This is a genomic window from Neorhizobium galegae bv. orientalis str. HAMBI 540 (assembly GCF_000731315.1).
In the GTDB taxonomy this organism is placed as follows: Bacteria; Pseudomonadota; Alphaproteobacteria; order Rhizobiales; family Rhizobiaceae; genus Neorhizobium; species Neorhizobium galegae.
This window is the reverse complement of the sequence record NZ_HG938353.1, coordinates 1,460,569-1,486,118: the sequence shown is the minus strand read 5'-3', so window position 1 is coordinate 1,486,118 and position 25,550 is coordinate 1,460,569. Positions and strand designations below refer to the sequence as shown.

Sequence of the window (25,550 nt, the reverse complement as noted above, 5' to 3'; positions counted from 1 at the left end):
CGATCAGCGGCGCGTGTTGAGCGAGATGACGTTGTGCATCGTCTCGTCGGCCGTCGACAGGAACTTCTTGATGTTGCGGGCCGCCTGACGGATGCGGTGTTCGTTCTCGACCAGCGCCAGACGAACATAGTCGTCGCCCATCTCGCCGAAACCGATGCCCGGCGCGACGGCAACGTCCGCCTTCTCGACCAGCAGTTTTGAGAATTCGAGGCTGCCGAGGTGGCGGAACTTTTCGGGGATCTTGGCCCAGGCGAACATGGTGGCTGCCGGCGGCGGCACTTCGAAACCGGCCTTGCCGAAAGCATCGACCATCACGTCGCGGCGGCGCTTGTAGACGTTGCGGACTTCGGCAATGTCGGCACCGTCGCCGTTGAGCGCATGCGTCGCGGCGACCTGGATCGGCGTGAAGGCGCCGTAATCGAGGTACGATTTGACGCGGGTCAGCGCCGAGATCAGCCGTTCGTTGCCGACCGCAAAGCCGATGCGCCAGCCGGGCATGGAAAAGGTCTTCGACATCGAGGTGAACTCGACGGCGATATCCATCGCGCCGGGTACCTGCAGCACCGACGGTGGCGGTTCGCCGTCGAAATAGATTTCCGAATAGGCAAGATCGGAGAGCACGATGATGTCGTGCTTCCTGGCAAAGCTCACCACTTCCTTATAGAAGTCCAGCGAGGCGACATGCGCCGTCGGGTTGGACGGATAGTTGAGGATCAGCGCCAGCGGCTTCGGAATCGAATGCTTCACCGCGCGTTCGAGCGGCGGGAAGAAGCTGTCGTCCGGCTCTACCGACATCGAGCGGATCACGCCGCCAGCCATCAGGAAGCCGAAGGCGTGGATCGGATAGGTCGGGTTGGGGCAGAGGATAACGTCGCCAGGCGCGGTGATCGCCTGCGCCATGTTGGCGAAGCCTTCCTTGGAACCGAGTGTCGCCACGACCTGGGTATCCGGGTTGAGCTTCACGCCAAAACGGCGAGCGTAGTAGGCGGCCTGGGCGCGGCGAAGGCCGGGAATGCCCTTGGACGACGAATAACGATGGGTGCGCGGGTCCTGAACCACTTCGCACAGCTTGTCGACGATCGCCTTCGGGGTCGGAAGGTCGGGATTGCCCATGCCGAGATCGATAATGTCCGCGCCACCCGCTCGCGCGCTCGCCTTCAAACGGTTGACCTGTTCGAAGACGTATGGCGGCAGGCGTCGGACTTTATGAAACTCTTCCATCTTTCTCCCCGTGGAGGGCGCGCAGCGTCAGACGCGACGCGCCGGTGTCGCATGATTGGCGATTTTTTGCTTTGCGACCAAAAGCGCCGAAAGGCAAGTGCTATTTGCCGATACCGGGTGGCCCGGATGACTTGGTTTGCCCAGACTACTTGGCGATATGAGCTACTTGGCGATATGCGCCAATGCGTCCTTGCCGTGCTCAGCGGCAAGCTTGCGGTATTCGGCGACCCGGCGTTGATATTCGGCTTCGGAGATCGAACCGGATCTGCGCAGGCGAGCGAGCGATGCAAGGCGCGGCTCGCTCTTGTTGTAATCCTCGTCCTCGATCTGCTCGGCCGCAGCGCGCAGCGTCGGATCGAAGCTCGGATAAACGCCGGTGTTCTGCCTAGTGACAGGGCCTGGCGGCGGCGCGGTCTTGGTCTGGACGACCACGGCCGGCGGTGCGGTGTTCGGAATACCGTCATCCAGAGCAAAGGTGTTGCTGTTGCAGCCGGCCAGCAGAGAGAGCGCGCCAAGACCGATGAAAAGCGGTAAGCTGCCGATCCGATGCCTCAGTTTTTCCATTTCCGTAACCCAGTTTCCGTCATCGGCCAAATGCACCTGAAGGCGCCGATCGCTGGCACTTGTATTCGCTTTCAGGCACAATGTACAAACGAAAACAACTAACAAACTGTGGGGAGGCCGCACGTGGCGGAAAAGACCGACGACAAAGGGCAGACCGGACAGGAATTTCCGGGATTCGACCCCAAATCGGTCGAGGCCTATGTGGTCAAGGACCCGCAGGCGCTCGCCATGAACTTCGCCCGGGCGCTCGAGAATCTCGGCAAAGCGGCGTCGGAATGGCTCGGCCCGCGCGAACGCGGCGAGATCGGCGATTCGGTCGCCGACCCGATGACCGACCTCGTGAAGACCCTTTCCAAGGTCACCGAATACTGGATTTCGGATCCGAAGCGGACGCTCGAAGCCCAGACCCTGCTGTTTTCCAGCTATATCGGCATCTGGACGCGGACGCTCAATCAGTTTTCGGGGCAATACTCCGGCCAGCCGGTCGCCTCCGAGACCGATACCCTGCCGAAGGACAAACGTTTCGCCGACGACGACTGGATGAAGAACCCGTTCTTCGCCCTCCTCCGGCAGCTCTATCTCGTCACTGCCTCCTGGGCGGACAAGCTGGTCAACGAAGCCGAAGGGCTTGACGAGCACACCCGCCACAAGGCCGCCTTCTACGTAAAGCAGGTGACGGCAGCCCTTTCGCCGGCCAATTTCGCTCTCACCAATCCGGAGGTGTATCGCGAGACCGTCGCCAGCAACGGCGCCAACCTGGTGGCGGGCATGAAGATGTTCGCCGAGGACATCGCCGCCGGCGGTGGGGACCTCAGGCTGCGCCATACCGACGCGACCAAGTTCGCGATCGGCCGCAACATGGCGCTGACGCCGGGCAAGGTGGTCGCCCAGAGTGAGGTCTGCGAGGTCATCCAGTACGAGCCCTCGACGGAAACGGTGCTGAAGCGCCCTCTCCTCATCTGCCCGCCGTGGATCAACAAGTTCTATATCCTCGACCTCAACCCGCAGAAGAGCTTCATCAAGTGGTGCGTCGACCAGGGCCACACGGTGTTCGTGATCTCCTGGGTCAATCCCGATGAACGCCACGCGAAAAAGGACTGGGAATCCTACATGCGCGAAGGGATCGACTTCGCGCTGACGACGGTCGAGAAGGCAACCGGCGAACGCCAGGTCAATGCGATCGGTTATTGCGTCGGCGGCACGCTGCTTGCCGCAACGCTTGCCTATCACGCCCAGAAGAAGAACAGCCGCATCGCGTCGGCAACCTTCCTCACCACCCAGGTGGATTTCACCCATGCGGGCGATCTCAAGGTGTTCGTCGACGAGGAACAGATCGCGGCGATGGAAAAGCAGATGAATGCGGTCGGCTATCTCGACGGTTCTAAGATGGCGACCGCCTTCAACATGCTGCGCGCCTCGGAACTGATCTGGCCCTATGTCGTCAGCAACTACCTCAAGGGCAAGGAACCGATGCCCTTCGACCTGCTCTACTGGAATTCCGACAGCACGCGCATGGGGGCGGCCAACCACGCCTATTACCTGCGCAACTGCTACCTCAACAACACCCTCAGCAAGGGCGAGATGAAACTCGCCGGCAAGACGATCTCGCTCAAGGACATCAAGATCCCGGTCTATAATCTCGCCACCCGAGAAGACCATATCGCGCCGCCAAAATCGGTCTTCCTCGGCTCCTCGCTGTTCGGCGGGCCGGTGGATTTCGTGCTGACCGGCTCGGGCCACATCGCAGGCGTCGTCAACCCGCCCGACAAGCAGAAATACCAGTACTGGACCGGCGGCAAGGCCGAGGGCCAGTACGAAGATTGGCTGAGGGGCGCCGAGGAAAACAGGGGATCATGGTGGCCGCACTGGCATGCATGGGCCGAGGCAAAGGACGACGAGCGCGTGCCGGCGCGCAAGCCCGGCGGCAAGGCGCTCAATGCGATCGCCGATGCGCCCGGCACCTACGTGCTCGAACGCGTCTGATCCTTATCCCGATGCGTTTCGATCCGCCGCTGGTGCCTGCGACACTCCTGCAACGCTACAAGCGCTTCCTGTTCGACGCCGTGCTGGAGGACGGCACGCCGTTTACCGGCTCCTGCCCCAATACCGGTTCGATGCGAGGGCTGACGACGCCGGGCTCGAAGATCTGGGTGTCGCTGCATGACAGCCCCACCCGCAAATACCGGCACATGTTCGAGATGGTCGAGGTGGACGGCGAGCGCGTCGGCATCAATACCGGCCTGCCGAACCGGCTCACCGAAGAAGCAATCCGCGCCGGGCTGATCCCGAGCCTTGCTGGTTACGAGACGATCCTGCGCGAACAGCGCTACGGCCGCAATTCACGCATCGACTTCCTGCTTCTGAATGGCGATCTGCCGAATGTCTATGTGGAGGTCAAGAACGTCCATTTCTGTCGTGAGCCGGGGCTGGCCGAATTTCCCGACACCGTCACCAAGCGCGGTGCCAAACATCTGGAAGAGCTGGGCGACATGGCGGAGGCCGGCCACCGAGCGGTGATGATCTACCTCATCCAGCGACACGACTGCTCGCGTTTCCGTATCTGCGGAGATCTCGACCCATTCTATGCGCTCGCCTTCGAGCGCGCCAAGTCCCGCGGCGTTGAGGCCTATGCCGTCGATTGCCACGTTTCGCCGGAGGAAATCGCGCCGTCGGGGCTGATCCCGATCGAAGATCTCGGCTATCGTTTTTCGGCCCCTTTGTAGACCGCATCTCGATCCCGTCTGCCGACGGCGACTACCAAGACGATCAGTTGCGTATCGCGAACTTCATAGACGAGGCGATAGCCGATGGAGCGCAGCTTAATTTTGTAGCGGTCCTTGGATACATGAAGCTGGGCGGCAGTGACGCGCGGATCTTCGAGGCGTTCGGCCAATTTCTTCTTGAACTGCTCGCGGATATTCGAGTCGAGCTTGCGCCATTCCTTCAGCGCAACATCCAGAAACGCGAGCTCATAGCTCATCCAGCGTTACCTTGATGACGGTCTCGCCTGCCCGGCTGTCGGCAAGCGCATTGAGCTCAAAGTCTTCCAACCGGTCCATCATAGCTTCGTAAGCCTTTGCAGGCACGCAGTAGAAGGCGGGCTCGTTGCGATTGAGGATGGCGACAGGAGCTCCATCTCCTGCTGCGACGGTACCCATCGGGTTGCGCTTCAGTTCGGAAACACTAGCGGTGACCTCGGCGAGGACGATGCTGACCATGGTGGCTCCAATGCTCCAATTCGCACCTTATATAGACCCATAAGAAGCACTTTAAAAGGCTCGTTTTAAATCCCATCATTCGGATTGTCGGGAAGAAAAGCGCTGAAATCTCCGATCGCCATGGACGAACCGGGGCCGGCTGCTTTATGAACGGAGAGATTGCGAGAGAAGAACCATGGTCAACTATATCGAGGCGGTTTCCGCCCCCCTCAAAAACACGGGCGCGATCCGGCTCTACACTGCGGACGACTTTGCCGGCATGCGCAAGGCGTGCCTGCTGACGGCGCGCTGCCTCGACGAGCTGGCGGCGATCGTGCAGCCCGGCGTCACCACCAACGCGATAGACCGCTTCGTCTTCGAATTCGGCATGGACCATGGCGCGCTGCCGGCGACGCTGAACTATCGCGGTTACACGAAGTCTTCCTGCACCTCGATCAACCACGTCGTCTGCCATGGCATTCCGGACGACAAGCCGCTGCGCGAAGGCGATATCGTCAATATCGACGTCACCTACATCCTCGACGGCTGGCACGGGGATTCGAGCCGGATGTATCCGGTGGGGGTGATCAAGCGCGCCTCCGAGCGCCTGCTCGAAGTCACCTATGAATGCCTGATGCGCGGCATCGAGGCGGTCCGTCCCGGCGCCCGCACCGGGGCGATCGGCGAGGCGATCCAGACCTATGCGGAAGCGGAACGCTGCTCGGTGGTGCGCGATTTCTGCGGCCATGGCGTCGGCCGGCTTTTCCACGATTCACCGAACATCCTGCATTACGGCCGTGCCGACGAAGGTCCGGAAATGAAGGAAGGGATGATCTTCACCATCGAGCCGATGATCAATCTCGGCAAGCCGCATGTGAAGGTGCTGTCCGACGGCTGGACCGCAGTCACCCGCGACCGGTCGCCGTCGGCGCAATACGAACACGCAATCGGCGTCACCGCCACCGGCTGCGAGATTTTCACGCTCTCGCCGGGGGGCTTCGACCGGCCCGGCCTGCCGCCGCTTTCGAGGTAACGGATGGCCAACCGCTCCGCTCCTCCGCCGGACGAACAGGCGTCCTTCGTCGAGGACGAGCGCGGCTTTTTCGCCGAACAGCTGACAAAGCCAAAGGCCATCAAGAAGCCCGCACTTGCGGAGGACGACGAGCCGGCGGCGCATTACCATGGCCACCGCGAACGTCTCAAAACCAAATATCGCGAACATGGCGATACGGGGCTTGCGGACTACGAGATCCTGGAACTCCTGCTCTTCCGATCGATCCCGCGCCGGGATACAAAGCCGCTTGCCAAGGCGCTGATCGCCCGCTTCGGAACGCTTGCCGGAGTTCTGGGCGCGCCGCTGGGATTGCTGCAGGAGATCAAGGGCGTCGGCGAGGCGGTGGCGCTCGACCTGAAGCTCGTTGCGACCGTCGGGCAGCGGATGCTGAAAAGCGAACTGCGCGGCAAGCAGGTCCTGTCGTCCTGGTCTTCCGTGATCGACTATTGCCATGCGGTCATGGCGTACGAGCCCCGCGAACAGTTCCGCATCCTTTTTCTCGACAAGCGTAATGCTCTGATTGCCGACGAGGTGCAGGGCCACGGTACCGTTGATCATACGCCGGTCTATCCGCGCGAAGTCGTGCGCCGGGCGCTTGAGCTGTCAGCGACCGCGATCATCCTCGTCCACAACCACCCGAGCGGCGACCCCACGCCTTCCCGTGCCGATATCGACATGACGAAGACGATCGTCGACACCGCGAAACCCTTGGGTATCACGGTGCACGACCACATCATCATCGGCAAGGACGGCCATGTCAGCCTGAAGGGACTGAGGCTGATCTGAGTTTTGGAGTGGCGGTGCCGAGTATCCGCATGCCTAATCCGATCCGGCGGCTCCAGGGATTGAGCACTGGCAGTCTACCGAAAGAGCATCTTTCGCTGCAGGTTATCGTTGCGTCACGCCACCTGCACCATGTGGCCTGCGGACACTTCGCGGTATTCGCGCGCCGGCGGCTGGAAACCCATCGGACGAACCGGGCTCTTCAGCTCGTCGTTCGAAATGCTCCGACGGATGCCACGGCGGGCCGGGTCCGGCACCGGAACGGCGGCCATCAGCTTTTTCGTATAGGGATGCTGCGGATTGTCGAAGACCGCGGCGCGCGGGCCGATCTCGACGATCTCGCCGAGATACATGACCGCCACCCGATGGCTGACCCGTTCGACGACCGCCATGTCGTGGCTGATGAACAGGAATGCGAGGTTGAGGCTCTGCTGCAGGTCGAGGAGCAGGTTGCAGACCTGTGCCTTGATCGACACGTCGAGCGCCGAGACGCTTTCGTCGGCGACGATCACCTTCGGATCGAGCGACAGGGCGCGGGCAATGGCGATGCGCTGGCGCTGGCCCCCGGAAAATTCGTGCGGATAACGGCCTGCCATGTCGGGCGACAGACCGACCTTGCGGAGCAGGTCGGCGGTCTTTTCCCTGGCGTCCTTGGCGTTGCCGAGCTTGTGCTTGACGAAGGGCTCGGAGATTGCGGCGCCGACCGTCATGCGCGGATTGAGCGACGAGAACGGATCCTGGAAGATCATCTGGATGGTCTTGCGCATGTCGCGCAGGCCCGTCTGGTCGAGGCGCAGGACGTCGTAGCCATCAAGCGCCACGTCGCCGCTGGTTGGCTCGATCAGCCGCATGATCGAGCGGCCGGTCGTCGACTTGCCGCAGCCGGATTCACCGACCAGCGACAAGGTCTCGCCCTGGAAGAGATCGAAGGAAATGTTCTCGACCGCATGGACGGAACCCGTCTGCGTCGCGAACAGGCCGGAGCGGACGGCGAAGCGGGTGACGAGGTTCTTGACCGCCAGCACAGGGGTCTTGCGGGTATCGACGGTGCCGGCGACTTCCTTGGGCTCGGCGGTCTCGCCGGTCGCGATGTCGACGACCGGGAAACGGGTGGGCCATTTGCGGTCCTGCATTGAGCCGAGCCGCGGTACGGCGGAGAGAAGCGCCCGCGTATACGGGTGCTTGCCGCGATGGAATATCTCTTCGGTCGGACCGCTTTCGACAGCCTCGCCGCGATACATGACTATGGTGCGGTCGGCGATCTCGGCGACGACACCCATGTCATGGGTGATGAAGAGCACCGACATGCCCTCCTCCTCCTGCAATACCTTGATCAGATCGAGGATCTGTCCCTGGATGGTGACATCGAGCGCGGTGGTCGGTTCGTCGGCGATCAGCAGCCTCGGCTTCGATGCCAAGGCCATCGCGATCATCACGCGCTGGCGCATGCCGCCGGAGAACTGGTGCGGGTAGTCGTCGAACCGGGCACCGGCGTTCGGGATGCGGACCTTTTCGAGCAGCCGCACGGTTTCGGCGCGCGCCTGCGACTTCGACAGTCCTTTGTGGCGTGTCAGCACTTCCGAGATCTGCCGCCCGATCGTGAAGATCGGATTGAGCGAGGTCATCGGCTCCTGAAAAATCATCGAGGCGTCGTTGCCGCGCACGCCGCGCATCTCCTTTTCGGAGATCGACAGCAGATCTCGCCCGGAAAGCAGGATGCTGCCCTCGATCTTGCTCGTGTTGGCCGCAAGCAACCGCATGATCGACAGCGAGGTAACGCTCTTGCCGGAGCCGCTCTCGCCGACGATCGCGACCGTTTCGCCGGGATGGACATCGAAGGAGACGTCGCGGACGACGCTTTTCCATTCGCCGTCGACCAGGAAGGATGTCGTCAGGTTCCTGACGGAAAGAACAGGTGTCTCGGTCATTGGGGCTTCCGTCTTGGGGGCTTCCGTCATTGGGGCTTCCAGGGGGTGGCAAAGGAGGCCGAGGCGCGGCCTTCCGCCTCGCGGGTGGCTTCCAGTTCGGCGATCTTCTGGTCGATGACCCGGCGGTCGATCATGCCGTGCGGGTTTTCTCGGGTCGGCATGGTTTCGGCGACATGTAGGAAACGCTCCTGCGCTACCGCATAGAGCCGGCGCAGTTCGCCGAGCGGGTCGGCGTGATCGTCGGCATTGATGCGCAGCCAGGGGTAATCCTGGTTGCGATAGAGAACCATGGCGGCAGACTGCTTGCCGCGCTTGTCGCCGCCGGCGGCCTCGCCTGCATCCATGGCGGCGAGCAGGCGTTCGGCAAGCGGCGCCCCTTCGACCGTCTTTTGCTTATAGACCCGTAGCGTCTCGGCGATCACCTGCGGCCCGGCCAGCATGTTGCCGGCGACGGAGACGTTGTCGTCGACCAGATGGCCGGCCCAGTCGACGCAGATTTCGCCGGTATAGGCGGCGTTGCGGCCGCTGGCGTCAATCAGGTGGAACTGGCGCTGGCGCCGGCCGTCATCGCGCGCCGTCAGCACCTCGATGATCTCCTGCGGGCTCTTGCCCTCTTCCAGAAGCTTCAGCCCGTCCGTGCCGTAGAGCGGGTTGACGAAGGCCTGGGTGGCAACGGCGCCCACCCTGCCCTTGATATGCGGGACCGCGGCGCCGACCGCGAAGAAGCGGCTGGCGACTGCGATGCCGAAATGACCCGTCGCGGGGTCGCGTGCGACGATCGACCAAGTCATGGCTTATCTCCCGACCGCATAGGCCTGCATCAGGCGCGGCGTCGCTGCGGCCCGCAGCAATCCGTCCGCGTCGCGGCGTGCGGCGGTCAGCCGGCCGACGCTCCAGGGATCGGCAACGGTGATCTGATGGCCGCGGCGGCGCAGTTCGGCTAGCACGTCGGCGCCGATATTGCTTTCCACCATGATGTTTCCCGGCTGGCTGGTGCGCGGATAGAAGGAGCCCGGGAAATGGGTGGTGTGGAACAGCGGCATGTCGATCGCCGCCTGCAGGTTCGGCTTGTGGTGGACGTAGCGCAGGAAGAAGGGCAGCTGCCACTGGTCCTGCTGGTCGCCGCCGGGTGTGCCGAACACCAGCGTCGGGCGGCCCTGATGCAGCGCCAGCGACGGGGTCAGCGTCGTGCGCGGACGTTTTCCCGGTTCCAGCGAGGTCGGCAGGCCGGGTTTCAGCCAGAACATCTGCGCGCGGGAGTTCAGCGCGAAACCGAGGCCGGGCACGATCGGCGAGGATTGCAGCCAGCCGCCGGAAGGCGTGGTCGAGACCATGTTGCCCCAGCGGTCGATGACGTCGATATGCACCGTGTCGCCGCGCTTTTCGGTAAGGTGCGACATGGTCGGCTCGTAGACCGCGCCCTTGCCGCTCACTTCCGCCAGCATGCCCATGGTGAGGTCGAACTGGCGGTCGTAGCCCGGCACGCGGCCCGGCCGCAATTCGAGCGAGGCTTGGCTGCCGATCAGCTTGCGGCGCTCGGCATTGTAGCCTTCCGATAACAGATATTCGGTCGGGATCTGCGCGAAATCCGGGTCGCCGTAATAGACTTCGCGGTCGGCGAAGGCGAGCTTCATGGCCTCGACGACGACATGCACGAAATCCGGGCCGGCCGGATCCATCGCCGAGAGGTCGAAACCCTTCAGCAGCGCCAGCGATTGCAAGAGCACCGGCCCCTGCCCCCATGCCGGCGTCTTGGCGACGGTCCAGTCGTGATAGTCATAGGTCTGTGGCGCCTCGACGGTGGCCCGCCAGTTGGCCATGTCGTCGGCGGTCAGCACGCCCTTGTGGCGGGCGCCGCTCGCGTCCATGACTTCCGCCGTCGAGACATAACGGTCGATCGCCTCGGCGACAAAGCCGCGATAGAAAGCGTCCCGAGCGGCCTCGATCTGGTTTTCGCGGCCGGTCTTGGCTTCGGCCTCGGCAATGAGGCGCTTCCAGGTCTCGGCGAGCACCGGGTTTTTGAAATTGCTCTGCGCCTCGGGCGCCACGCCGCCGGGTAGCCAGGTCGCGTAGGAGGTCGGCCATTCCGTCTCGAAGAAGCTCGCCAGCCCCTTGATGGTCGCGGAAACGCGGGCAAGCATCGGGTGGCCCTGTTCGGCATAGTAGATCGCCGGCTCGAGCACGTCGCGAACGCTCATCGTGCCGTAGTCGCGCAACATCAGCATCCAGCCGTCGAAGGCGCCGGGGATGACGGTCGCGAGCAGGCCGTCGCCGGGGATCAGCTTCAGGCCTTCCGACGTATAATGCTCGATGGTGGCGCCAGCCGGCGCCGGCCCCTGGGCACAGATGACTTCGACCTTGTCCTTCTTCTTCGAATAGAAGACGGCCGGCATGTCGCCGCCCGGGCCGCAGAGATGCGGCTCGACGATCTGCAGCACGAAGCCGGTTGCAACAGCCGCATCGAAGGCATTGCCGCCCTTTTCGAGGATCGCCATGCCGACGGCCGAGGCGATCCAGTGGGTCGAGGTGACGACCCCGAACGTGCCGAGGATTTCCGGCCGTGTGGTGAATTCAGTCATGGGTATAGGTCCTTTCACATCACGCTTCGCGCGGTCATCATGCTTCGCGGGGATCCAGCGCATCGCGCAGGCCATCGCCCAGGAGATTGAAACCAATCACGACGAGGAAGATCGCCGCACCCGGCCACATCGCCATCCAGGGCGCCTGGCTCAGGAAGTTCTTGGCAACGTTCAGCATCGAGCCCCAGGACGGGGCCGGCGGCTGCTGGCCGAGGCCGAGGAAGGAAAGGCTCGCCTCGGCGATGATCGCGGTTGCGATCGTCAGCGTCGCCTGGACGATGATCGGGGCAAAAACGTTGGGCAAGATGTAACGGGTCATGATTTCAAAGTGGTTCAGGCCAACGGCGCGTGCGCCTTCGACATAATCCTCCGTCTTGACCGCCAGGACCTGACCGCGGGTCAGCCGCACGAAGATCGGCATGGCGGACAGGCCGATGGCGATCATCGCGTTCATCAGGCTCGGGCCCAAAAATGCCGCAAGCGCGATCGCCATGATTAGAAATGGCATGGCGAGCAGCGCCTCGGTAATGCGCGAGATCACCATATCCACCCAGCCGCCGAAATAACCGGAGACGAGGCCGAAGGGCACGCCGATGCCGACCGCTATCGCAACCGAGAACACGCCGGCCATCAGCGACGCCCGGGCGCCCCAGATCATGCGGGACAGGATATCGCGGCCGAGATCGTCGGTGCCGAGCCAGTGCATGGCCGAGGGCGCCTTGCGGATCGCCGTCCAGCTCGTTGCGACGGGATCGATGATCGGCAGGATCGGCGCGCTGGCCGCCAGGATTGCGAAGAACAAGACGATGACGGCGCCGACGAGCGCGCTCCGGTTCTTCTTCATCTTTCGCCAGGCGCGGCTCCTGTCGCGCTTGGCTGCCGCAACCGGCGGCGCTTGGTCGATCGTGGTCATAGGGTGGCCCTCAGACGCGGATTGAGCAGGACATAAAGAACGTCGGCGACGAGGTTCATCAGGATGAAGCCGACTGCCGTGCAGAGCACGACGCCCTGCACGACCGCATAGTCGCGGTTGAAGACGGCATCGACGATCAGCTTGCCGAAGCCCGGAATGGTGAAGATCTGTTCTGTCAGGACGGCGCCGGCCAGCAGTTCGCCAAACAGCAGCGCCGACAGGGTCACCACCGGCAGCAGCGCATTGCGGAAACTGTGGCTCAGAATGACTTCCCGCGGAGAAAGCCCCTTGGCGCGGGCGGTGCGGATATAGTCGGCGCTGAGCACGCCGATCATCGCCGAGCGGGTATGGCGCATCAGGGTCGCGGCCAGCGCATTGCCGAGTACGAAGGCCGGCATGACCATGGTCTGCAGGGACCGGACAGGATCGACGAAGATCGACTCAAAGCCCGAGGCCGGCAGCCAGCCAAGCTGCACCGAGATCAGCAGGATGAGCATGATGCCGAGCCAGAAATTCGGGATGGACAGGCCGGTCAGCGCCAGCACATTGGCGATGTAGTCGATAAAGGTGTTCTTCTTGACCGCTGCCAGGATGCCGATCGGAATGCCGATCAGCATGGCGAAGAACATCGCCATCACGGCAAGCTGGATCGTCACCGGCAGCTTCTGAAGGATCAGCTCCAGGACAGGCTGGTTGGTGCGCAGCGAGATTCCGAAGTCACCCACCAGCACGCCGCCGAGCCAGTAGAAATATTGCACCACGACCGGATCGTTCAGCCGGTATTTGTCGCGCAGGAACTCGATGACGGCAGGGTCACGCTCCTCGCCGGCCATGGCCAGAATGGGATCGCCGGGCAACAGTTTCTGCAGTGAAAAGACAAAAATGGAGATGATCAGCAAGGTCGGGATGGCGACCAGCAGACGCTTTCCGATGTAGACAGGCATGACGCCGTCCCCCGTTGAGCAACGTTGTTACAAAATGATGCAGGAAAAGTGCCGCATGGGTCCACTCCCATGCGGCACGGGAGGCTTAGCCTTTCTTGACGCCTTGCAGGCGGATCATGCCGTCAGGGCTGGGCACGAAACCCGTGACGTTCTTCTTGTAGGCCCAGATCCACGACTGATGACCGAGATAGATGACCGGCATGTCTTCGTTGAGGATCACGCCCGCAGCATCATATTTCTGCTTGCGGACCGCATCGTCGGTCGAGGCGCGTGCTTCATTGAGCAGCTTGTCGACGTCCGGATTGCAGTATTTCACGTCGTTGATGCCGCCCTTGCAGGTGATGAACTGATGGATGTTGCCATCGGGATCGACACGGCCAGACCAGTCGGAGCGGCTGAGCTGGAAGTTGCCACGGGTCTGCTCTTCGAGCAGGGTGGCGAACTCGGTCGACTTCAAGCTGACGTCGAAACCGGCTTCAGCGACCATCGACTGCAGGATCTGCATCATCTGCTGGGCGACCGGGTTGTTCGGGATCTGCAGTTCGACCGGCACGCGGTCGAAACCGGCGGCCTTGATCAGAGCCTTGGCCTTGGCGACATCGCGGGCCGGAACCGGGATTGCCTTGTTGAACCACGGGCTGTTCGGCGGGAACGGCTGATTGCCGCCAACGGCGGTGCCTTCATAAACGATCTGGTTCATGGCGTCGCGGTCGATCGCCAGCGAGAAGGCCTGGCGCAGGCGCTTGTCCTTACCGAACGGATTGTCGGCACGCGCGCCGTTGGCGATATTGGCGTAAAGCGCCATATAGCCGATGTTGACGGTCGCATCGTATTTAAGGCCCGAATTGCCCTTGACGGCGGTAACGTCGGTCGGAGCCAGACGCTCGATGAAGTCGAGGTCACCCGACTGCAGGTTGGCAAGGCGCACGGTCGTATCCGGGATCGGCAGGTAGGTGACCTTGTCGACGAAGATCTTGTCCTTGTTCCAGTAATCCTTAAATTTTTCGAGCACGATGCGGTCTTGCTGGACGCGCTCGACAAACTTGAACGGACCGGCGCAGACAGGCTTGGAGCCGAAATTGGCGCCGAGCGCCTTGGCGGCGGTCGGCGAGACGATCATGCCGGCGCGGTCGGAGAGCTGGGCGAGCAGCGTCACGTCTGGTGCCTTCAGCGTGAACTTGACTTCCAGCGGACCAGATGCCTCGACCTTGGCGACGGACGTCAGTTCGCTCTTGCGGCGAGATTCCGGCAGGGTCATGTTACGTTCGATGGTGGCAACGACGGCGGCGGCGTCGAGCGGGGTGTCGTCATGGAACTTGATGCCCTCGCGGATCTTCATCGTCAGTTCCTTGCCGTCGGCGGACCATTTCCACTCGGTGGCGAGTTGCGGAACGATCTTCAGATCGGGCGAAACGTCGACCAGCTTGTCGCACAGGGCGGTATAGACGATACGGCCGACGAAGGTGCGGGACTGGGCCGGATCGAGAACGTCGGCATCGTCCTGCAGGCCGATGCGCAAATCGACCGCAAGCGCCGGAAAGGCGAAAAGCGCGCCGGCCAGCAGCGCGGTCGTAAGCTTGGTAAGTCGCATCATGATGAACATTCCTCTCTTGTTTTTAGGTTCCTGTTTTTTAGTCTTGGCCGGTTTCCGGCTTCTGGTGGTGGGCCGCGTGGCGACCGTTCAGCTTGCTTCGCTGAGCGATCCCTGTTCCACGGAGCCAAGGGACGTCGCGCGGATGAGCCGCTCCTGAAGCATCAGCAGATGTTCGCGCATCGCCTCCCCTGCCCGTACCGGATCACGTTCGGCGATCGCCTCGATAATGATCTTGTGCTGCGCAAACGAGATGCTGACCGCGTCGCCGCTCGAACGGGCACGCTCGCGGATCGCCCGCCATGCCTCGTCCTGGCGGACGCGATTGATGACGTCGAAGATTGACAGGAAAAGCTGGTTGCCGGCGCTCTGGGCAATCAACCGGTGTAGCGTTCCATCCCACAGTTCGCGGGCGTCAGCATCGCTGCTCTCGATGATCTTCAAGGCGATCTCTTGCATCTTGACGATATCCGCCGGCTTGGCACGCATGGCGGCCAGTTGGGCAAGCTGCGGTTCGATCCTCAGACGGACTTCCATGATCTCCATGAAGTCCGTGCCGGCGACGATCGCGCTCACATGGTTGCTCCACTCACTCGGTCTTTCGCCGATAAAGGTGCCTGAACCCTGGCGGCGCCAGATGAGGCCTTCGGATTCAAGCACTTCGAGTGCACGTCGCACCGCGCGGCGGCTGATGCCGAGCATATCGGTCAAAGCGCGTTCGGTCGGCAGGCGGCCTTCCGAACCCAGTTCCCCCGCTCTCAAAAGCTCTCTCAAGCGATCCAGCGCATAGCTCGAATTATCGTGAGCCTCGCCCGCTTTCCCCTGTACCATTCTCTGTACCAATTTTTAATTGGTTCGAATGGACGGCATTTGCCCACCTCCGTCAAGTTAATTTTTCGGCAATTCTTGCGGTGCACAAAATTGATGCATGCAGATTGAAATCAAGGCTTGGACGAGCCGCAATCAAAACTTTAGAATAGGCGGCTACAAAGGGATTCGTGAGTGCTGCCGCATCGCGGCAGCCGACAGATTCGGAGCGGAGCATCCCATGAACCAATACGACCTCATCGTCGTCGGCAGCGGACCGGCCGGTCGCCGTGCGGCCATCCAGGCAGCCAAGCTCGACAAGAAGGTTCTGGTCGTCGAACAGGGCAAGAGGGTCGGAGGCGTATCGGTCCATACGGGCACGATCCCGTCGAAGACGCTGCGCGAAACGGCGCTCAACCTGTCCGGCTGGCGCGAACGCGGTTTCTACGGCAAGGCCTACCGGGTCAAGCAGGAAATCAGCGCCGAGGACCTGCGTCGCCGCCTGCTGATCACGCTCGACCATGAAGTCGAAGTGCTGGAACACCAGTTCGCCCGAAACCGCGTCCAGAGCATCCGTGGCAAGGCGACTTTCGTCACGCCCGACACGATGGCAATCGCCAAGGACGACGGCGACGTCATGCATGTCATGGGTAAGTCGATCCTGCTTGCGGTCGGCACCAAGCCTTTCCGTCCCGACTACATGCCATTCGACGGCAAGACGGTTCTCGACAGCGACGAACTGCTCGAAATCGAGCAGCTCCCCCGGTCGATGGTGGTCATCGGCGCCGGCGTCATCGGCATAGAATATGCGACCATCTTCAGCGCGCTGGACACGGCGGTCACCGTAATCGACCCCAAGTCGACGATGCTGGATTTCATCGACAGGGAGATCGTCGAGGACTTCACCTACCAGCTGCGCGACCGCAACATGAAGCTGCTGCTCGGCCAGAAGGCGGACAAGGTGGAACGGCTGCCGGATGGCAAGGTTATGGTGCACGTGGATAGCGGCCGCCAGATCATTACCGACATGGTGCTGTTCGCCGCCGGCCGCATGGGCGCCACCGACACACTGAACCTCGCCGCGGCCGGCCTTGAGGCCGACAGCCGCGGCCGCCTCAAGGTCAATCCGGAAACCTTCGAGACTTCCGTTCCCAACATCTATGCCGCCGGCGATGTCGTCGGGTTTCCGAGCCTTGCTTCGACCTCGATGGAACAGGGGCGCGTCGCGGCCCGTGTCGCCGTCGGCGCGATCGCCAAGGAACCGCAGAAATATTTCCCCTATGGCATCTATGCCGTGCCGGAAATTTCCACCTGCGGCCTCACCGAGGAGGAAATGAAGGAGCGCGGCATTCCCTACGAATGCGGCATCGCCCGCTTCCGCGAGACCTCGCGTGGCCACATCATGGGCCTCGATACCGGCCTCCTGAAGCTGATCTTCTCGCTGAAGACCCGTCGCCTGCTCGGCGTCCACATCGTCGGCGAAGGTGCGACCGAACTCGTCCACATCGGCCAGGCCGTCCTGAACCTCAAGGGCACCGTCGAATATTTCGTCGAGAACACGTTCAACTACCCGACACTCGCCGAAGCCTACAAGATCGCCGGCCTCGACGCCTGGAACCGCATGGGCGAAGGCCCGAAGGAAGCACCGGTTGCAACCTCCCAGTCCACGGACACGACCGCGACCACCACGGAACCTGCCAGCGAGAAGAAAAAAGCCGCCTCCAAGTGAGGCGGTAGTTCTCGCCAAGCCATCCGGTCAAACGAAAAAAGCCGCCTCGAAAGGCGGCTTTTCTTTGGTGTCGCGGAACCGCCCCGAAGGGCAATTCATCAACGCGAGTAGAATTCGACGACCAGCTGCGGTTCCATGATGACGGCGTAAGGAACGTCGCTCAGGCCCGGAACGCGGGCGAAGGTGGCAACCATCTTGTTGTGGTCGGCTTCGATATAGTCCGGAACGTCGCGCTCAGCGAGCGAAACGGCTTCGAGAACCGTAACCATCTGCTTCGACTTCTGGCGGACTTCGATGACGTCGCCGGCCTTGCAACGGTAGGAACCGATGTTGACGCGAACGCCGTTGACGGTGACGTGGCCATGGTTGACGAACTGGCGGGCAGCAAAGACCGTCGGAACGAACTTGGCGCGGTAGACGATCGCGTCGAGGCGCGATTCGAGCAGACCGATCAGGTTTTCCGAAGTGTCGCCCTTGCGGCGGTTGGCTTCGTCATAGATCGAGCGGAACTGCTTTTCGCGCAGGTCGCCGTAATAGCCCTTGAGCTTCTGCTTGGCGCGCAGCTGCACGCCGAAGTCGGAAAGCTTGCCCTTGCGGCGCTGGCCGTGCTGGCCAGGACCGTATTCGCGGCGGTTCACCGGGGACTTCGGACGACCCCAGATGTTTTCGCCCATACGGCGGTCGATCTTGTATTTAGACGATTCGCGCTTGCTCATCGTATTTCCTTTCAACAGGTTACACCGACTTGTTGCCAAGTCGGATCAAGGAAACACGCCCTCCTCTGAGCCCTGATTTAAGAGCTCTGACAGGTCTCTCACGAAAGCGTCCGGAGAAAACCACGGGACATGTCAGTGAAACACCGGGTCTTTCGGCCCGGCGTTGGCGCGGTGTTTAGGCGGATGTCACAGGAATGTCAACTGCACCGGTCTCTTAACCTTTTGGCAAGGCTGTCTGCAGGCTTTTTTGACGGGGCAAGCGGTTCGCACCATCTTATGGAAAGGAGGTGTCGTGTCATGAAACCGAAACTTTGGAGCAGCCCGATCAGGATCGAAAATCCCGAAACCGGCATGGTCCGCACCGTCAAGACCGTACGCGAAGCGAAGACCGTCCTCGACCGCTTCTGGCCTGCTTATCACGGCAGTCAGCATCATCTGGCGGAACAGGTCTGCGACGAAGCACTGAAGGGAAAGTCGAGGCCTTCGGAAGCCCGGCGCGCCTTTATCGCCGCGGCGGTGGAAGCGCATTTTCACATCCACTGACGGCTTATTCGGCAGCGGCCCTTGCCTCGCCCTCATCCGGCGCGTCGGCACTGCCGGGCGCAGTCTCCGCCTGCAGGTCCGGGAAGGCAACGATGCGCTTGCCCGAAAAGTCCGCATGCACGACAATCAGGCCCTGTTCCTCGAAATAACCGAGCAGGCGACGGGCGCGACGCGCCGAGTGGGTGCCGTAGGCGCGGGCGATCCGTGCGTCCGAGGGACACGGCTCCCCTGATATCGCCGCCTTCGCCATCAGCAGGAAAACGCCCTGCAGGTCATCCGAAACGCCTGATGACAGCGACAGCGCTGTCCCCCAGGCCTCGCCGGAAGCGGTTTCCACGTCGACGCCGGAACGGGTGATTGCCGTGCGGCGACGGAATTCACTGAGCGAGAGCGGCGGACCCGGCAGGCGCCGCATCCGGGCGCGTACCAGAAAATCCTGATATAGGACGGAATCCGTCCGGTAGGCGGATTGCGGATCGTCGAGAATTTCCGACAGCACGGCGGACAGCCGGTCTTCGCGCTCTTCGGCGGACAATTCCGGCTGGGCGACACGCGGCTCCTGCGGTGCCGCCACGGCAGCAGGCGTCGAGCGCGACAGTTCGGCCAGGATATCCGTCGTCGGCCGCGGCGCTGGCGGGGCACGGCGGACCATCGGCCGAGTGAACTCTTCCGGATCCGGCGTGAAGATCAGGTCCTCGACGTCCTGCGGCGCATCCGGCAGCGGCATCAGCTTCGGGCTCGAAGAGCGCGCCGACGTCTCGACCGTACCGATGACGATCGGCAACGGCCGGCGCGACAGAGCCGGGCCGAGAGCGACGAAATTGCCCCGTTTCAGATCGCGGAACATTTCCGCCTGGCGGCGATCCATGCCGAGCAGATCGGCGGCGCGGGCCATGTCGATATCGAGGAAGGTGCGGCCCATAAGGAAGTTCGAGGCTTCGGCGGCGACGTTCTTGGCGAGCTTTGCGAGGCGCTGGGTCGCGATGACGCCGGCAAGGCCGCGTTTTCGGCCACGGCACATCAGGTTGGTCATCGCACCGAGCGAAAGCTTTCTGGCGTCTTCCGACACATCGCCGCCGACCGATGGCGCAAACATCTGCGCCTCGTCGACCACGACCAGAACCGGATACCAGTATTCGCGGTCGGCATCGAACATGCCGTTCAGGAAGGCGGCGGCGGCGCGCATCTGCTCTTCGAGATCGAGGCCTTCGAGCGTCAGGACGCAGGAGACGCGATTCTTGCGGATACGGTTGGCGATGCCGGCAAGCTCCGCCTCGCTGCGCTCGCCATCGACCACCACATGGCCGAATTTTTCAGACAGCGTGACGAAATCGCCTTCCGGATCAATCACCACCTGCTGCACCCAGGGCGCGGACTGTTCCAGAAGGCGGCGCAGGAGATGTGACTTGCCGGAGCCGGAATTTCCCTGCACGAGCAGACGGGTCGCCAGAAGCTCCTCGATATCGAGCTTGGCCGGATCGCCCCCGGACACAATTCCCATATCGATGCCGACCTGCAATGCACTTACCTCGTATGCTGTCTCTTCGCGGTGACCGTTAGAAGCCGCGACTCCGGAACTCTAACAGAGATCGGGATTCGTTTCGCCGGGCAAGATCGAAAATGCACAGGCCTTTAGGAGCTACTCGAAATTGAGCTGCCAGGAGATGCCGAAACGATCCTGAAGCCAGCAGAATTTCCGGCTGAACCCGTAATTGTCGGTGGGCATCAGGAACATCCCACCCTCGCTCAGAGCCTCGGCCAGCCGCGTGAGCTCCTCTTCCGCCCCGCATTCCACAAAAAAGGAAAAGGACGGCGTGAAATCGAAGACATGTTTTACCGGGCTGTCGATGCAGACCACCTGCTGGCCCGCGACCTCGAAGGTGGCGCGAAATACGCTGCCTTCCGGCCCCGCCTCGCCCGGTCCGTAACGCCTGATGTCGACGATCCTGCCGGCCGGCAGCACCGAGGTATAGAAGGTGATCGCCTCCTCGCAGGTGCCGCCCTGGAACATCAGGAACGGGCGAACGGATTTCACGGGACCAGACATCGGGTTCTTCCTTTACGAAGCCGCCCTTCGGTAGAGCGCGAGAGACCCCGCGAGCGCCAGAAGCGCGCCGCCGCAGAGCCGGTCAAGCCAGAGCGCGCCTTTCTTCTTCAACAGATGCACCGCCCGCGAGCCGAGCAACGCATAGGCGAACATAACGGCGAAATCGATGAGCGCAAAAACGAGCGCCAGGATCGCATATTGCGGAAACTGCGGCGCCTCCGGCGCTATGAACTGCGGCAGGAAAGCCGAGAAGAACAGGTATCCCTTGGGATTGGTAACCGCGACGAGGAAGCTCTTCAGGAAGATTGACGTCGCGGAACCCGAACCGGCCGCAGCATCGCCTGACGTTACGTCAAGCGAGCCTTTCGAGCGCAGAAGCATGAACCCGAGAAACGCGAGATAACCGGCACCCAGCCACTTGACGACCGAAAACCAGAATTCGGAGGCCGCAAGCAGAGCGCCGAGGCCGAGCGCCACCGCGCCGATCAGCACGAAATCGGAGATCATCGCACCGGCCATGCCAGGCAGCGCACGACGCAGGCCGTAGCGCGAGCCATTGGTGAGCGCCAGGAGCACGGTCGGCCCGGGCGTGGCGATGCCGATGAACGCAACGATCGCAAAAGCAAGCAAGGTAACGTCACTCATCGCTTTTCTCCTACCAGAGATGCCGGCCGTCGATGACCGTGTGAGGCCATTCCTCGGCGTCGAAATCGTCGAACAGCCGCGCATTCACGGCGATGCGCCGGGTCTTGCCGTCCCAGGTGCCGTCCATCTGGAAATCCGGGCTGTCGCTATAGGTGGTGCAGCCGCATGTGCCGCAGAAATGATGCGCCACCATTTTCGAATTCCAGCGATAGACCTTGTCGCTCGCGGCATTGGCCGTGACCTTCAGCTGCGCCGGCTCGTAATAGGCATGCAATGAGCCGCGCCTTGAGCAGTAAGTGCAGGTGCAGCGGGTGAGCGCCTGCGGCAGTTCGCCCTTGATCTCGAAAACGGTCTCGCCGCAATGGCAACGCCCGGTGATCATCAGTTGCTCCTCCTTGACGACGCTCAGACGGCTGCGCGCTTGAAGCCGACCGACAAGAGCCCGGCGCCGATCATCAGCGAACCGCCGGTGCGGTTGACGATCCGCTGGACCTTCGGCTTGCGGATCGTGTTGCGGGCCATCGAGGCCAGCAGGCCGTAGAGCATGGCATTCAGGGTTGCGAGCACCAGGAAGGTCACTTCGAAGACCACCATCTGGAAGAACAGGGGCTGGCTGAGGTCCAGGAACTGCGGCAGGAAGGCCACGAAGAAGACAATGCTCTTCGGGTTCAGCGCCGTGACCACATAGGTATGCAGGAAAATCTTGAACGGTTTTACCGACGTCACCTCGGCCTCGCCGAGATCGGCGGCCCGCTCGGAAACCGGTGCGCGCCAGAGCTTGATGCCGAGATAGATGAGGTAGGCGGCACCCACCCATTTCAGCACGGTGAAGAGTGCAGCCGAGGTCGCAAGCAGAGCGCCGAGCCCGAGCATGGAAGCGGTCATCGCCGTGAAATCGCCGAGCGCCGTGCCGGCGACGGTAGCCGATGCCACCTTGCGGCCATGGCTCAGCGCATAGGAAATGACGAGCAGGATCGTCGGCCCCGGAATGGCTAGGAGAACCGACGAAGCGGCGACGAAAGCGAGCCAGTGTTCAAGCGACATGCGGATTCTCCTCCATGGAATAGAGGGAGCAAGCCACCGAATCTTTAGGTTTGCAAGTGGGTTCTTGGCAGGCATCGCTTTCGCGATCAGGCCGCCTTGGGATCCAGGGGGCGAACCGGCGGCTGCTCGCGTTCCATGGCCTGCGCCAGGTCATAATTCGCCTGCATCGACAACCATGCGCGGGCAGTGCTGACGCCCGCTCGCTCCAGGCGTACCGCCAGATCAGGGCTGATCCCCGCGCGTCCATGCAGCACGCGCGACAGAGCGACCCGTGACATGCCGAGACGTGTCGCCGCTTCCGTCACCGACAGAGCGAGCGGGACAAGTACATCCTCTCGCAGAAGCTCGCCGGGGTGTGGAGGAGATTTCATCATCGTCACGGCTCCTTTCAGTGGTAATCTTGATAATCGACGAGTTCGACGTCCGGGCAGACAAAACGAAACGTCACCCGCCAGTTGCCGTTGACCCAGATCGACCAATGGCCTTTCAGGTTTCCTTTGAGCAGATGCAGCTTGAACCCAGGTAAGTTCAAATCTTCCGGACCGACGGCGACATCGAGCAGGCCCAGAATGCGCGCCAATTTAGCAGCATGAGCGGCCCGAATGCCTTTCGTCGTACCGGAACGGTAAAAAGCCTCGAGTCCCTTGTGTCGAAAGCTGACGATCATGGCGCACCGTATCGTGTATCGCAACGCGATACAAGCTTGACTATGCGGTCCGGCGGTGGAGTCGCAAGTCGCGAAGAGATGCCCTCTCCAGTATCCGCGATCTTCCTCCGGCGTGTGAAGCTGAGCCAGCCAGGGCAGCCGCTCGTCGAAGGAAGTACGGTGAACGCTCGCGGCTTCCGTCATATCGTCACGGCAAAGCTTGCGGAAGACGGCCGTCATTCTTTCAGCTCCAGACCCATAGGACCTCCACGTGAGGCCCCGGCGGAAGCCCCGCCGGGGACCCATCTCAGTCCATTCACAGCCGGAGGTCCCAAAGGATGAACCGGACATTGCCGCGGTCATCCTCGAGTTCGGGGAAACCGACATCGCGGCGCATCCGATTGGAAAGATCAGAGATTTGGTTCACTTCCTGACGACGTCTCCAGGCTGCCAGGAGCAGTGCACCGGCCGTCTTCCAGACGCCATGTTCGCGGCAGAGGTCATGAACCGCAGCCGAAAGGGTGTCAGCAACCATAAATTGTGATTCACGCATGATTTTCCGTCCCGGCGCAAGTCGCGACCAGGTCCTCTGAGATGAAGAAAGACGTGCGGATGCGGACGAGGAAACGCGGTAAATCGCTTCGTCAGCCGGTCACGTCAGATCAATGGGAAAGTGCCAAAAACGGCGTAAATCCAGTCTTACATAGACTAGAAGCACATGCCGGCCGGCATCGATGTGCGATACACCGAAGCCATAATAGCCGTTCCGCCAGAAAGGCGCATATACATGGTAATGGACTTCATTTCACGCCTCCTGTGTTCGATTTGCGGAATAGATAAATAATACACGAGATCGCCCGCCGAGCAAGCACACAATCGCGAATTGCAGTCATCACCAAAAAAGCGTGGCAAATAAGCCACATTGCTCGATAGCGCTCAGGCCCTCAGCCCAAAACCCTGCATCAGACGGCGGGTGGCGAAGTCGGGATTGCCGGAGGTGAAGACCGCGAAATCGTAATTATCCGGATGCTCGGCGCCCTCGACCAGCGGCACTTTTCGACGTGCCTGTCTGGCGATCGCCTCGGCCGGGTCGAGCCAATCCACCGGCCAGGGGGCGAGCCGGCGGAACACATTGGCCATGAAGGGGTAATGTGTGCAGGCGAGCACGACGATATCGGTTTTCCTGCCGTCCTTCTCGACGAAACACGGCGCGATCTCGGCCAGCACCGCTTCGTCGGAAATCGTCTCACCGCGGATATAGGCTTCCGCCATGCGGGCGAGGTTCTGGGAGCCGACGAGGCGCACGTGACATTGAGTGGCGAAGGACTGGATGAGGTCGCGCGTATAGGCGCGCTTGACGGTGCCCGGGGTCGCGAGAACGGAGACGAGGCCGGAACGAGTGCGTTCGGCAGCCGGCTTGACCGCCGGAACGGTGCCGACAAAGGTCATCTTCGGAAAGGTTTCGCGCAGGTCGGCGCCGACCAGGGTGAAGGCGGTATTGCAGGAGATGACGCAGACCTCGGGATCGTATTCGTCGAGCAATTTTGCAAAGAGCGTGATGATCCTCTCGCGCAAAGCCGGCTCTTCCCAGTCGCCATAGGGAAAACCGGCATCGTCGGCGACATAGATGAAGCCGCGTTCCGGGATCAGCACGCGTGCCTCGCGCAGCACCGTCAGCCCGCCGATGCCCGAATCGAACATCAGCACAGGTTTCGATTCATTCGTCTGCGTCATTCCCCGTCTTCTCCCCAGATGCCCCTTTGGGCAGATCCGCCTTTTCAGGCTTCGGCCCGTCCTTTTTCGACCATCCGCGGGGAAAACGGTCGAGCGAGTTGATGACGCCCCGGAACACGCTGATCTCCTGTTCCGTAAAACCCCGCCGCGAGATGACGGCGCGGAGGTTGTCGATCATTCTTGGCTTTTTCGCGGGCGGATGGAAATAATTGCGGGCGTCCAGCGCCTCTTCGAGGTGCTCGAACAGGCCAATGACCTGTTCCTTGGTGGAAGGACGCTGTTCGATCGGTAGAAAGACTGTCTCGGTAAGATCTTCCATGCCCGATTTCATCCATTCATAGGACATCAGCAGCACGGCCTGAGCGATATTTAGCGAGGCGAAAGCGGGATTGACCGGAAAGGTGACGATCTCGTCGGCGAGCGCCACTTCCTCGTTGGTGAGACCCCAGCGTTCGCGTCCGAACAGAATGCCGGTCTTCTCGCCCACCTTGAACTTGGTGCGCAGGGTCTCGGCCGCGGTCACCGGCGAGCGCACCGGCTTGAAGCCGTAACGCTCGCGCGCCGTCGTCGCGTAGACGAAATTGAGATCGGCAATCGCCTCTTCCAGCGTCTCGAACACCTTCGTGCCGTCGATGACGTGGTCGGCCTTGGAGGCGGCGGAGCGAGCCTTTTCGCTCGGCCAACCGTCGCGCGGCTTGACCAGGCGCAGTTCCGCGAGGCCGAAATTGGCCATGGCGCGTGCCACCATGCCGATATTCTCGCCGAGCTGCGGCTCGACCAGGATGACCGCCGGTCCTTCGGCTATGAGTTCGCGCTCGCTGTTAGTGCCTGACATGTCTGTTTCCGTATCCAAATCCAAGGCCGG

28 protein-coding genes are annotated in these 25,550 nt (G+C 62.0%); 6 read left to right on the top strand and 22 right to left on the bottom strand.

Features of this window, described 5'->3' with window-relative positions:
• Positions 1 to 3: 3 nt before the first annotated feature.
• Positions 4 to 1,221, bottom strand: a complete 1,218-nt coding sequence (locus RG540_RS07595; RefSeq protein ID WP_038586280.1) for an LL-diaminopimelate aminotransferase — start codon at positions 1,219 to 1,221, stop codon at positions 4 to 6.
• A 162-nt stretch (positions 1,222 to 1,383) separates the two neighbouring features.
• On the bottom strand, positions 1,384 to 1,785 hold the full coding sequence (locus tag RG540_RS07590) for a hypothetical protein (RefSeq protein WP_038586276.1): 402 nt from the start codon (positions 1,783 to 1,785) through the stop codon (positions 1,384 to 1,386).
• A 123-nt stretch (positions 1,786 to 1,908) separates the two neighbouring features.
• Between RG540_RS07590 and RG540_RS07585 the strand changes: the two genes are divergently transcribed.
• A complete protein-coding gene (locus tag RG540_RS07585; protein WP_038586274.1) occupies positions 1,909 to 3,768 on the top strand; it encodes a PHA/PHB synthase family protein in 1,860 nt (619 codons plus the stop codon).
• 11 nt (positions 3,769 to 3,779) lie between these two features.
• Positions 3,780 to 4,508: a DNA/RNA nuclease SfsA gene (gene sfsA / locus RG540_RS07580; RefSeq protein ID WP_038586271.1), complete on the top strand. Its 729-nt coding sequence runs from the start codon at positions 3,780 to 3,782 to the stop codon at positions 4,506 to 4,508.
• Here the strand turns inward: sfsA and RG540_RS07575 are convergent.
• Together RG540_RS07575 and RG540_RS07570 are read right to left on the bottom strand one after the other, a co-directional pair.
• On the bottom strand, positions 4,484 to 4,765 hold the full coding sequence (locus RG540_RS07575; protein ID WP_038586268.1) for a type II toxin-antitoxin system RelE family toxin: 282 nt from the start codon (positions 4,763 to 4,765) through the stop codon (positions 4,484 to 4,486). The two genes, sfsA and RG540_RS07575, sit on opposite strands and share 25 nt — an antisense overlap.
• Positions 4,755 to 5,003 (bottom strand): type II toxin-antitoxin system Phd/YefM family antitoxin, encoded by a 249-nt coding sequence (locus tag RG540_RS07570; protein WP_038586265.1) that lies wholly within the window; start codon positions 5,001 to 5,003, stop codon positions 4,755 to 4,757. Before RG540_RS07570 ends, RG540_RS07575 begins: the two co-directional genes overlap by 11 nt.
• A gap of 175 nt (positions 5,004 to 5,178) precedes the next feature.
• On the opposite strand from RG540_RS07570, the gene map reads away from it, so the two are divergent.
• Together map and radC are read left to right on the top strand one after the other, a co-directional pair.
• A complete protein-coding gene (map, locus tag RG540_RS07565; RefSeq protein WP_038586262.1) occupies positions 5,179 to 6,015 on the top strand; it encodes a type I methionyl aminopeptidase in 837 nt (278 codons plus the stop codon).
• A 3-nt stretch (positions 6,016 to 6,018) separates the two neighbouring features.
• On the top strand, positions 6,019 to 6,822 hold the full coding sequence (gene radC, locus RG540_RS07560; protein WP_038586259.1) for a RadC family protein: 804 nt from the start codon (positions 6,019 to 6,021) through the stop codon (positions 6,820 to 6,822).
• A gap of 113 nt (positions 6,823 to 6,935) precedes the next feature.
• Here the strand turns inward: radC and RG540_RS07555 are convergent, their stop codons facing one another.
• The 7 genes from RG540_RS07555 to RG540_RS07525 form a co-directional block, all read right to left on the bottom strand.
• The gene (locus RG540_RS07555; RefSeq protein ID WP_038593297.1) at positions 6,936 to 8,747 is read right to left on the bottom strand and encodes an ABC transporter ATP-binding protein; all 1,812 of its coding nucleotides are present in this window, start codon (positions 8,745 to 8,747) and stop codon (positions 6,936 to 6,938) included.
• 26 nt (positions 8,748 to 8,773) lie between these two features.
• Positions 8,774 to 9,538 carry a DUF1028 domain-containing protein gene (locus RG540_RS07550; protein ID WP_038586255.1) on the bottom strand — a complete coding sequence of 255 codons (765 nt, stop codon included), beginning with the start codon at positions 9,536 to 9,538 and terminating at the stop codon, positions 8,774 to 8,776.
• A 3-nt stretch (positions 9,539 to 9,541) separates the two neighbouring features.
• Positions 9,542 to 11,326, bottom strand: a complete 1,785-nt coding sequence (locus tag RG540_RS07545) for a gamma-glutamyltransferase family protein (RefSeq protein ID WP_038586252.1) — start codon at positions 11,324 to 11,326, stop codon at positions 9,542 to 9,544.
• Positions 11,327 to 11,363: 37 nt separating this feature from the next.
• Positions 11,364 to 12,239 (bottom strand): ABC transporter permease, encoded by an 876-nt coding sequence (locus RG540_RS07540; RefSeq protein WP_038586249.1) that lies wholly within the window; start codon positions 12,237 to 12,239, stop codon positions 11,364 to 11,366.
• Positions 12,236 to 13,183, bottom strand: coding sequence for an ABC transporter permease (locus RG540_RS07535; protein ID WP_038586246.1), 948 nt, complete (start codon positions 13,181 to 13,183; stop codon positions 12,236 to 12,238). The genes RG540_RS07540 and RG540_RS07535 overlap by 4 nt, the downstream gene beginning before the upstream one ends.
• Positions 13,184 to 13,268: 85 nt before the next feature.
• Complete coding sequence (locus RG540_RS07530; protein WP_038593293.1) at positions 13,269 to 14,774, bottom strand: ABC transporter substrate-binding protein; 1,506 nt, start codon at positions 14,772 to 14,774, stop codon at positions 13,269 to 13,271.
• Positions 14,775 to 14,864: 90 nt separating this feature from the next.
• Positions 14,865 to 15,605: a FadR/GntR family transcriptional regulator gene (locus tag RG540_RS07525; RefSeq protein WP_038586243.1), complete on the bottom strand. Its 741-nt coding sequence runs from the start codon at positions 15,603 to 15,605 to the stop codon at positions 14,865 to 14,867.
• 217 nt (positions 15,606 to 15,822) lie between these two features.
• Here RG540_RS07525 and sthA point away from each other — a divergent pair, with 217 nt between their 5' ends.
• Entirely contained in the window at positions 15,823 to 17,310 is a 1,488-nt protein-coding gene (gene sthA, locus RG540_RS07520) for a Si-specific NAD(P)(+) transhydrogenase (RefSeq protein WP_038586240.1), read from the top strand.
• 98 nt (positions 17,311 to 17,408) lie between these two features.
• Here the strand turns inward: sthA and rpsD are convergent, their stop codons facing one another.
• Positions 17,409 to 18,026, bottom strand: coding sequence for a 30S ribosomal protein S4 (gene rpsD / locus RG540_RS07515; RefSeq protein ID WP_038542451.1), 618 nt, complete (start codon positions 18,024 to 18,026; stop codon positions 17,409 to 17,411).
• A 297-nt stretch (positions 18,027 to 18,323) separates the two neighbouring features.
• Here rpsD and RG540_RS32335 point away from each other — a divergent pair, with 297 nt between their 5' ends.
• Entirely contained in the window at positions 18,324 to 18,569 is a 246-nt protein-coding gene (locus tag RG540_RS32335; RefSeq protein WP_038586237.1) for a DUF982 domain-containing protein, read from the top strand.
• 4 nt (positions 18,570 to 18,573) lie between these two features.
• Here the strand turns inward: RG540_RS32335 and RG540_RS07505 are convergent, their stop codons facing one another.
• The 10 genes from RG540_RS07505 to RG540_RS07460 form a co-directional block, all read right to left on the bottom strand.
• The gene (locus RG540_RS07505; RefSeq protein ID WP_038586234.1) at positions 18,574 to 20,088 is read right to left on the bottom strand and encodes an ATP-binding protein; all 1,515 of its coding nucleotides are present in this window, start codon (positions 20,086 to 20,088) and stop codon (positions 18,574 to 18,576) included.
• A gap of 120 nt (positions 20,089 to 20,208) precedes the next feature.
• Complete coding sequence (locus RG540_RS07500) at positions 20,209 to 20,616, bottom strand: VOC family protein (protein WP_174479279.1); 408 nt, start codon at positions 20,614 to 20,616, stop codon at positions 20,209 to 20,211.
• A 12-nt stretch (positions 20,617 to 20,628) separates the two neighbouring features.
• The gene (locus RG540_RS07495; protein ID WP_038586232.1) at positions 20,629 to 21,261 is read right to left on the bottom strand and encodes a LysE family translocator; all 633 of its coding nucleotides are present in this window, start codon (positions 21,259 to 21,261) and stop codon (positions 20,629 to 20,631) included.
• Positions 21,262 to 21,271: 10 nt separating this feature from the next.
• Entirely contained in the window at positions 21,272 to 21,646 is a 375-nt protein-coding gene (locus RG540_RS07490; protein ID WP_407668899.1) for a GFA family protein, read from the bottom strand.
• A 20-nt stretch (positions 21,647 to 21,666) separates the two neighbouring features.
• Positions 21,667 to 22,305, bottom strand: coding sequence for a LysE family translocator (locus RG540_RS07485; protein ID WP_038586226.1), 639 nt, complete (start codon positions 22,303 to 22,305; stop codon positions 21,667 to 21,669).
• Positions 22,306 to 22,391: 86 nt separating this feature from the next.
• Complete coding sequence (locus tag RG540_RS07480) at positions 22,392 to 22,679, bottom strand: HigA family addiction module antitoxin (protein WP_038586223.1); 288 nt, start codon at positions 22,677 to 22,679, stop codon at positions 22,392 to 22,394.
• A gap of 14 nt (positions 22,680 to 22,693) precedes the next feature.
• The gene (locus tag RG540_RS33460; protein ID WP_038586220.1) at positions 22,694 to 22,972 is read right to left on the bottom strand and encodes a type II toxin-antitoxin system RelE/ParE family toxin; all 279 of its coding nucleotides are present in this window, start codon (positions 22,970 to 22,972) and stop codon (positions 22,694 to 22,696) included.
• A gap of 295 nt (positions 22,973 to 23,267) precedes the next feature.
• Positions 23,268 to 23,504 carry a DUF1127 domain-containing protein gene (locus tag RG540_RS07470; RefSeq protein WP_038586217.1) on the bottom strand — a complete coding sequence of 79 codons (237 nt, stop codon included), beginning with the start codon at positions 23,502 to 23,504 and terminating at the stop codon, positions 23,268 to 23,270.
• 383 nt (positions 23,505 to 23,887) lie between these two features.
• The gene (gene murI, locus RG540_RS07465) at positions 23,888 to 24,685 is read right to left on the bottom strand and encodes a glutamate racemase (protein ID WP_038586214.1); all 798 of its coding nucleotides are present in this window, start codon (positions 24,683 to 24,685) and stop codon (positions 23,888 to 23,890) included.
• Entirely contained in the window at positions 24,669 to 25,520 is an 852-nt protein-coding gene (locus tag RG540_RS07460; RefSeq protein WP_038586211.1) for an RNA methyltransferase, read from the bottom strand. Before RG540_RS07460 ends, murI begins: the two co-directional genes overlap by 17 nt.
• Positions 25,521 to 25,550: the final 30 nt, after the last annotated feature.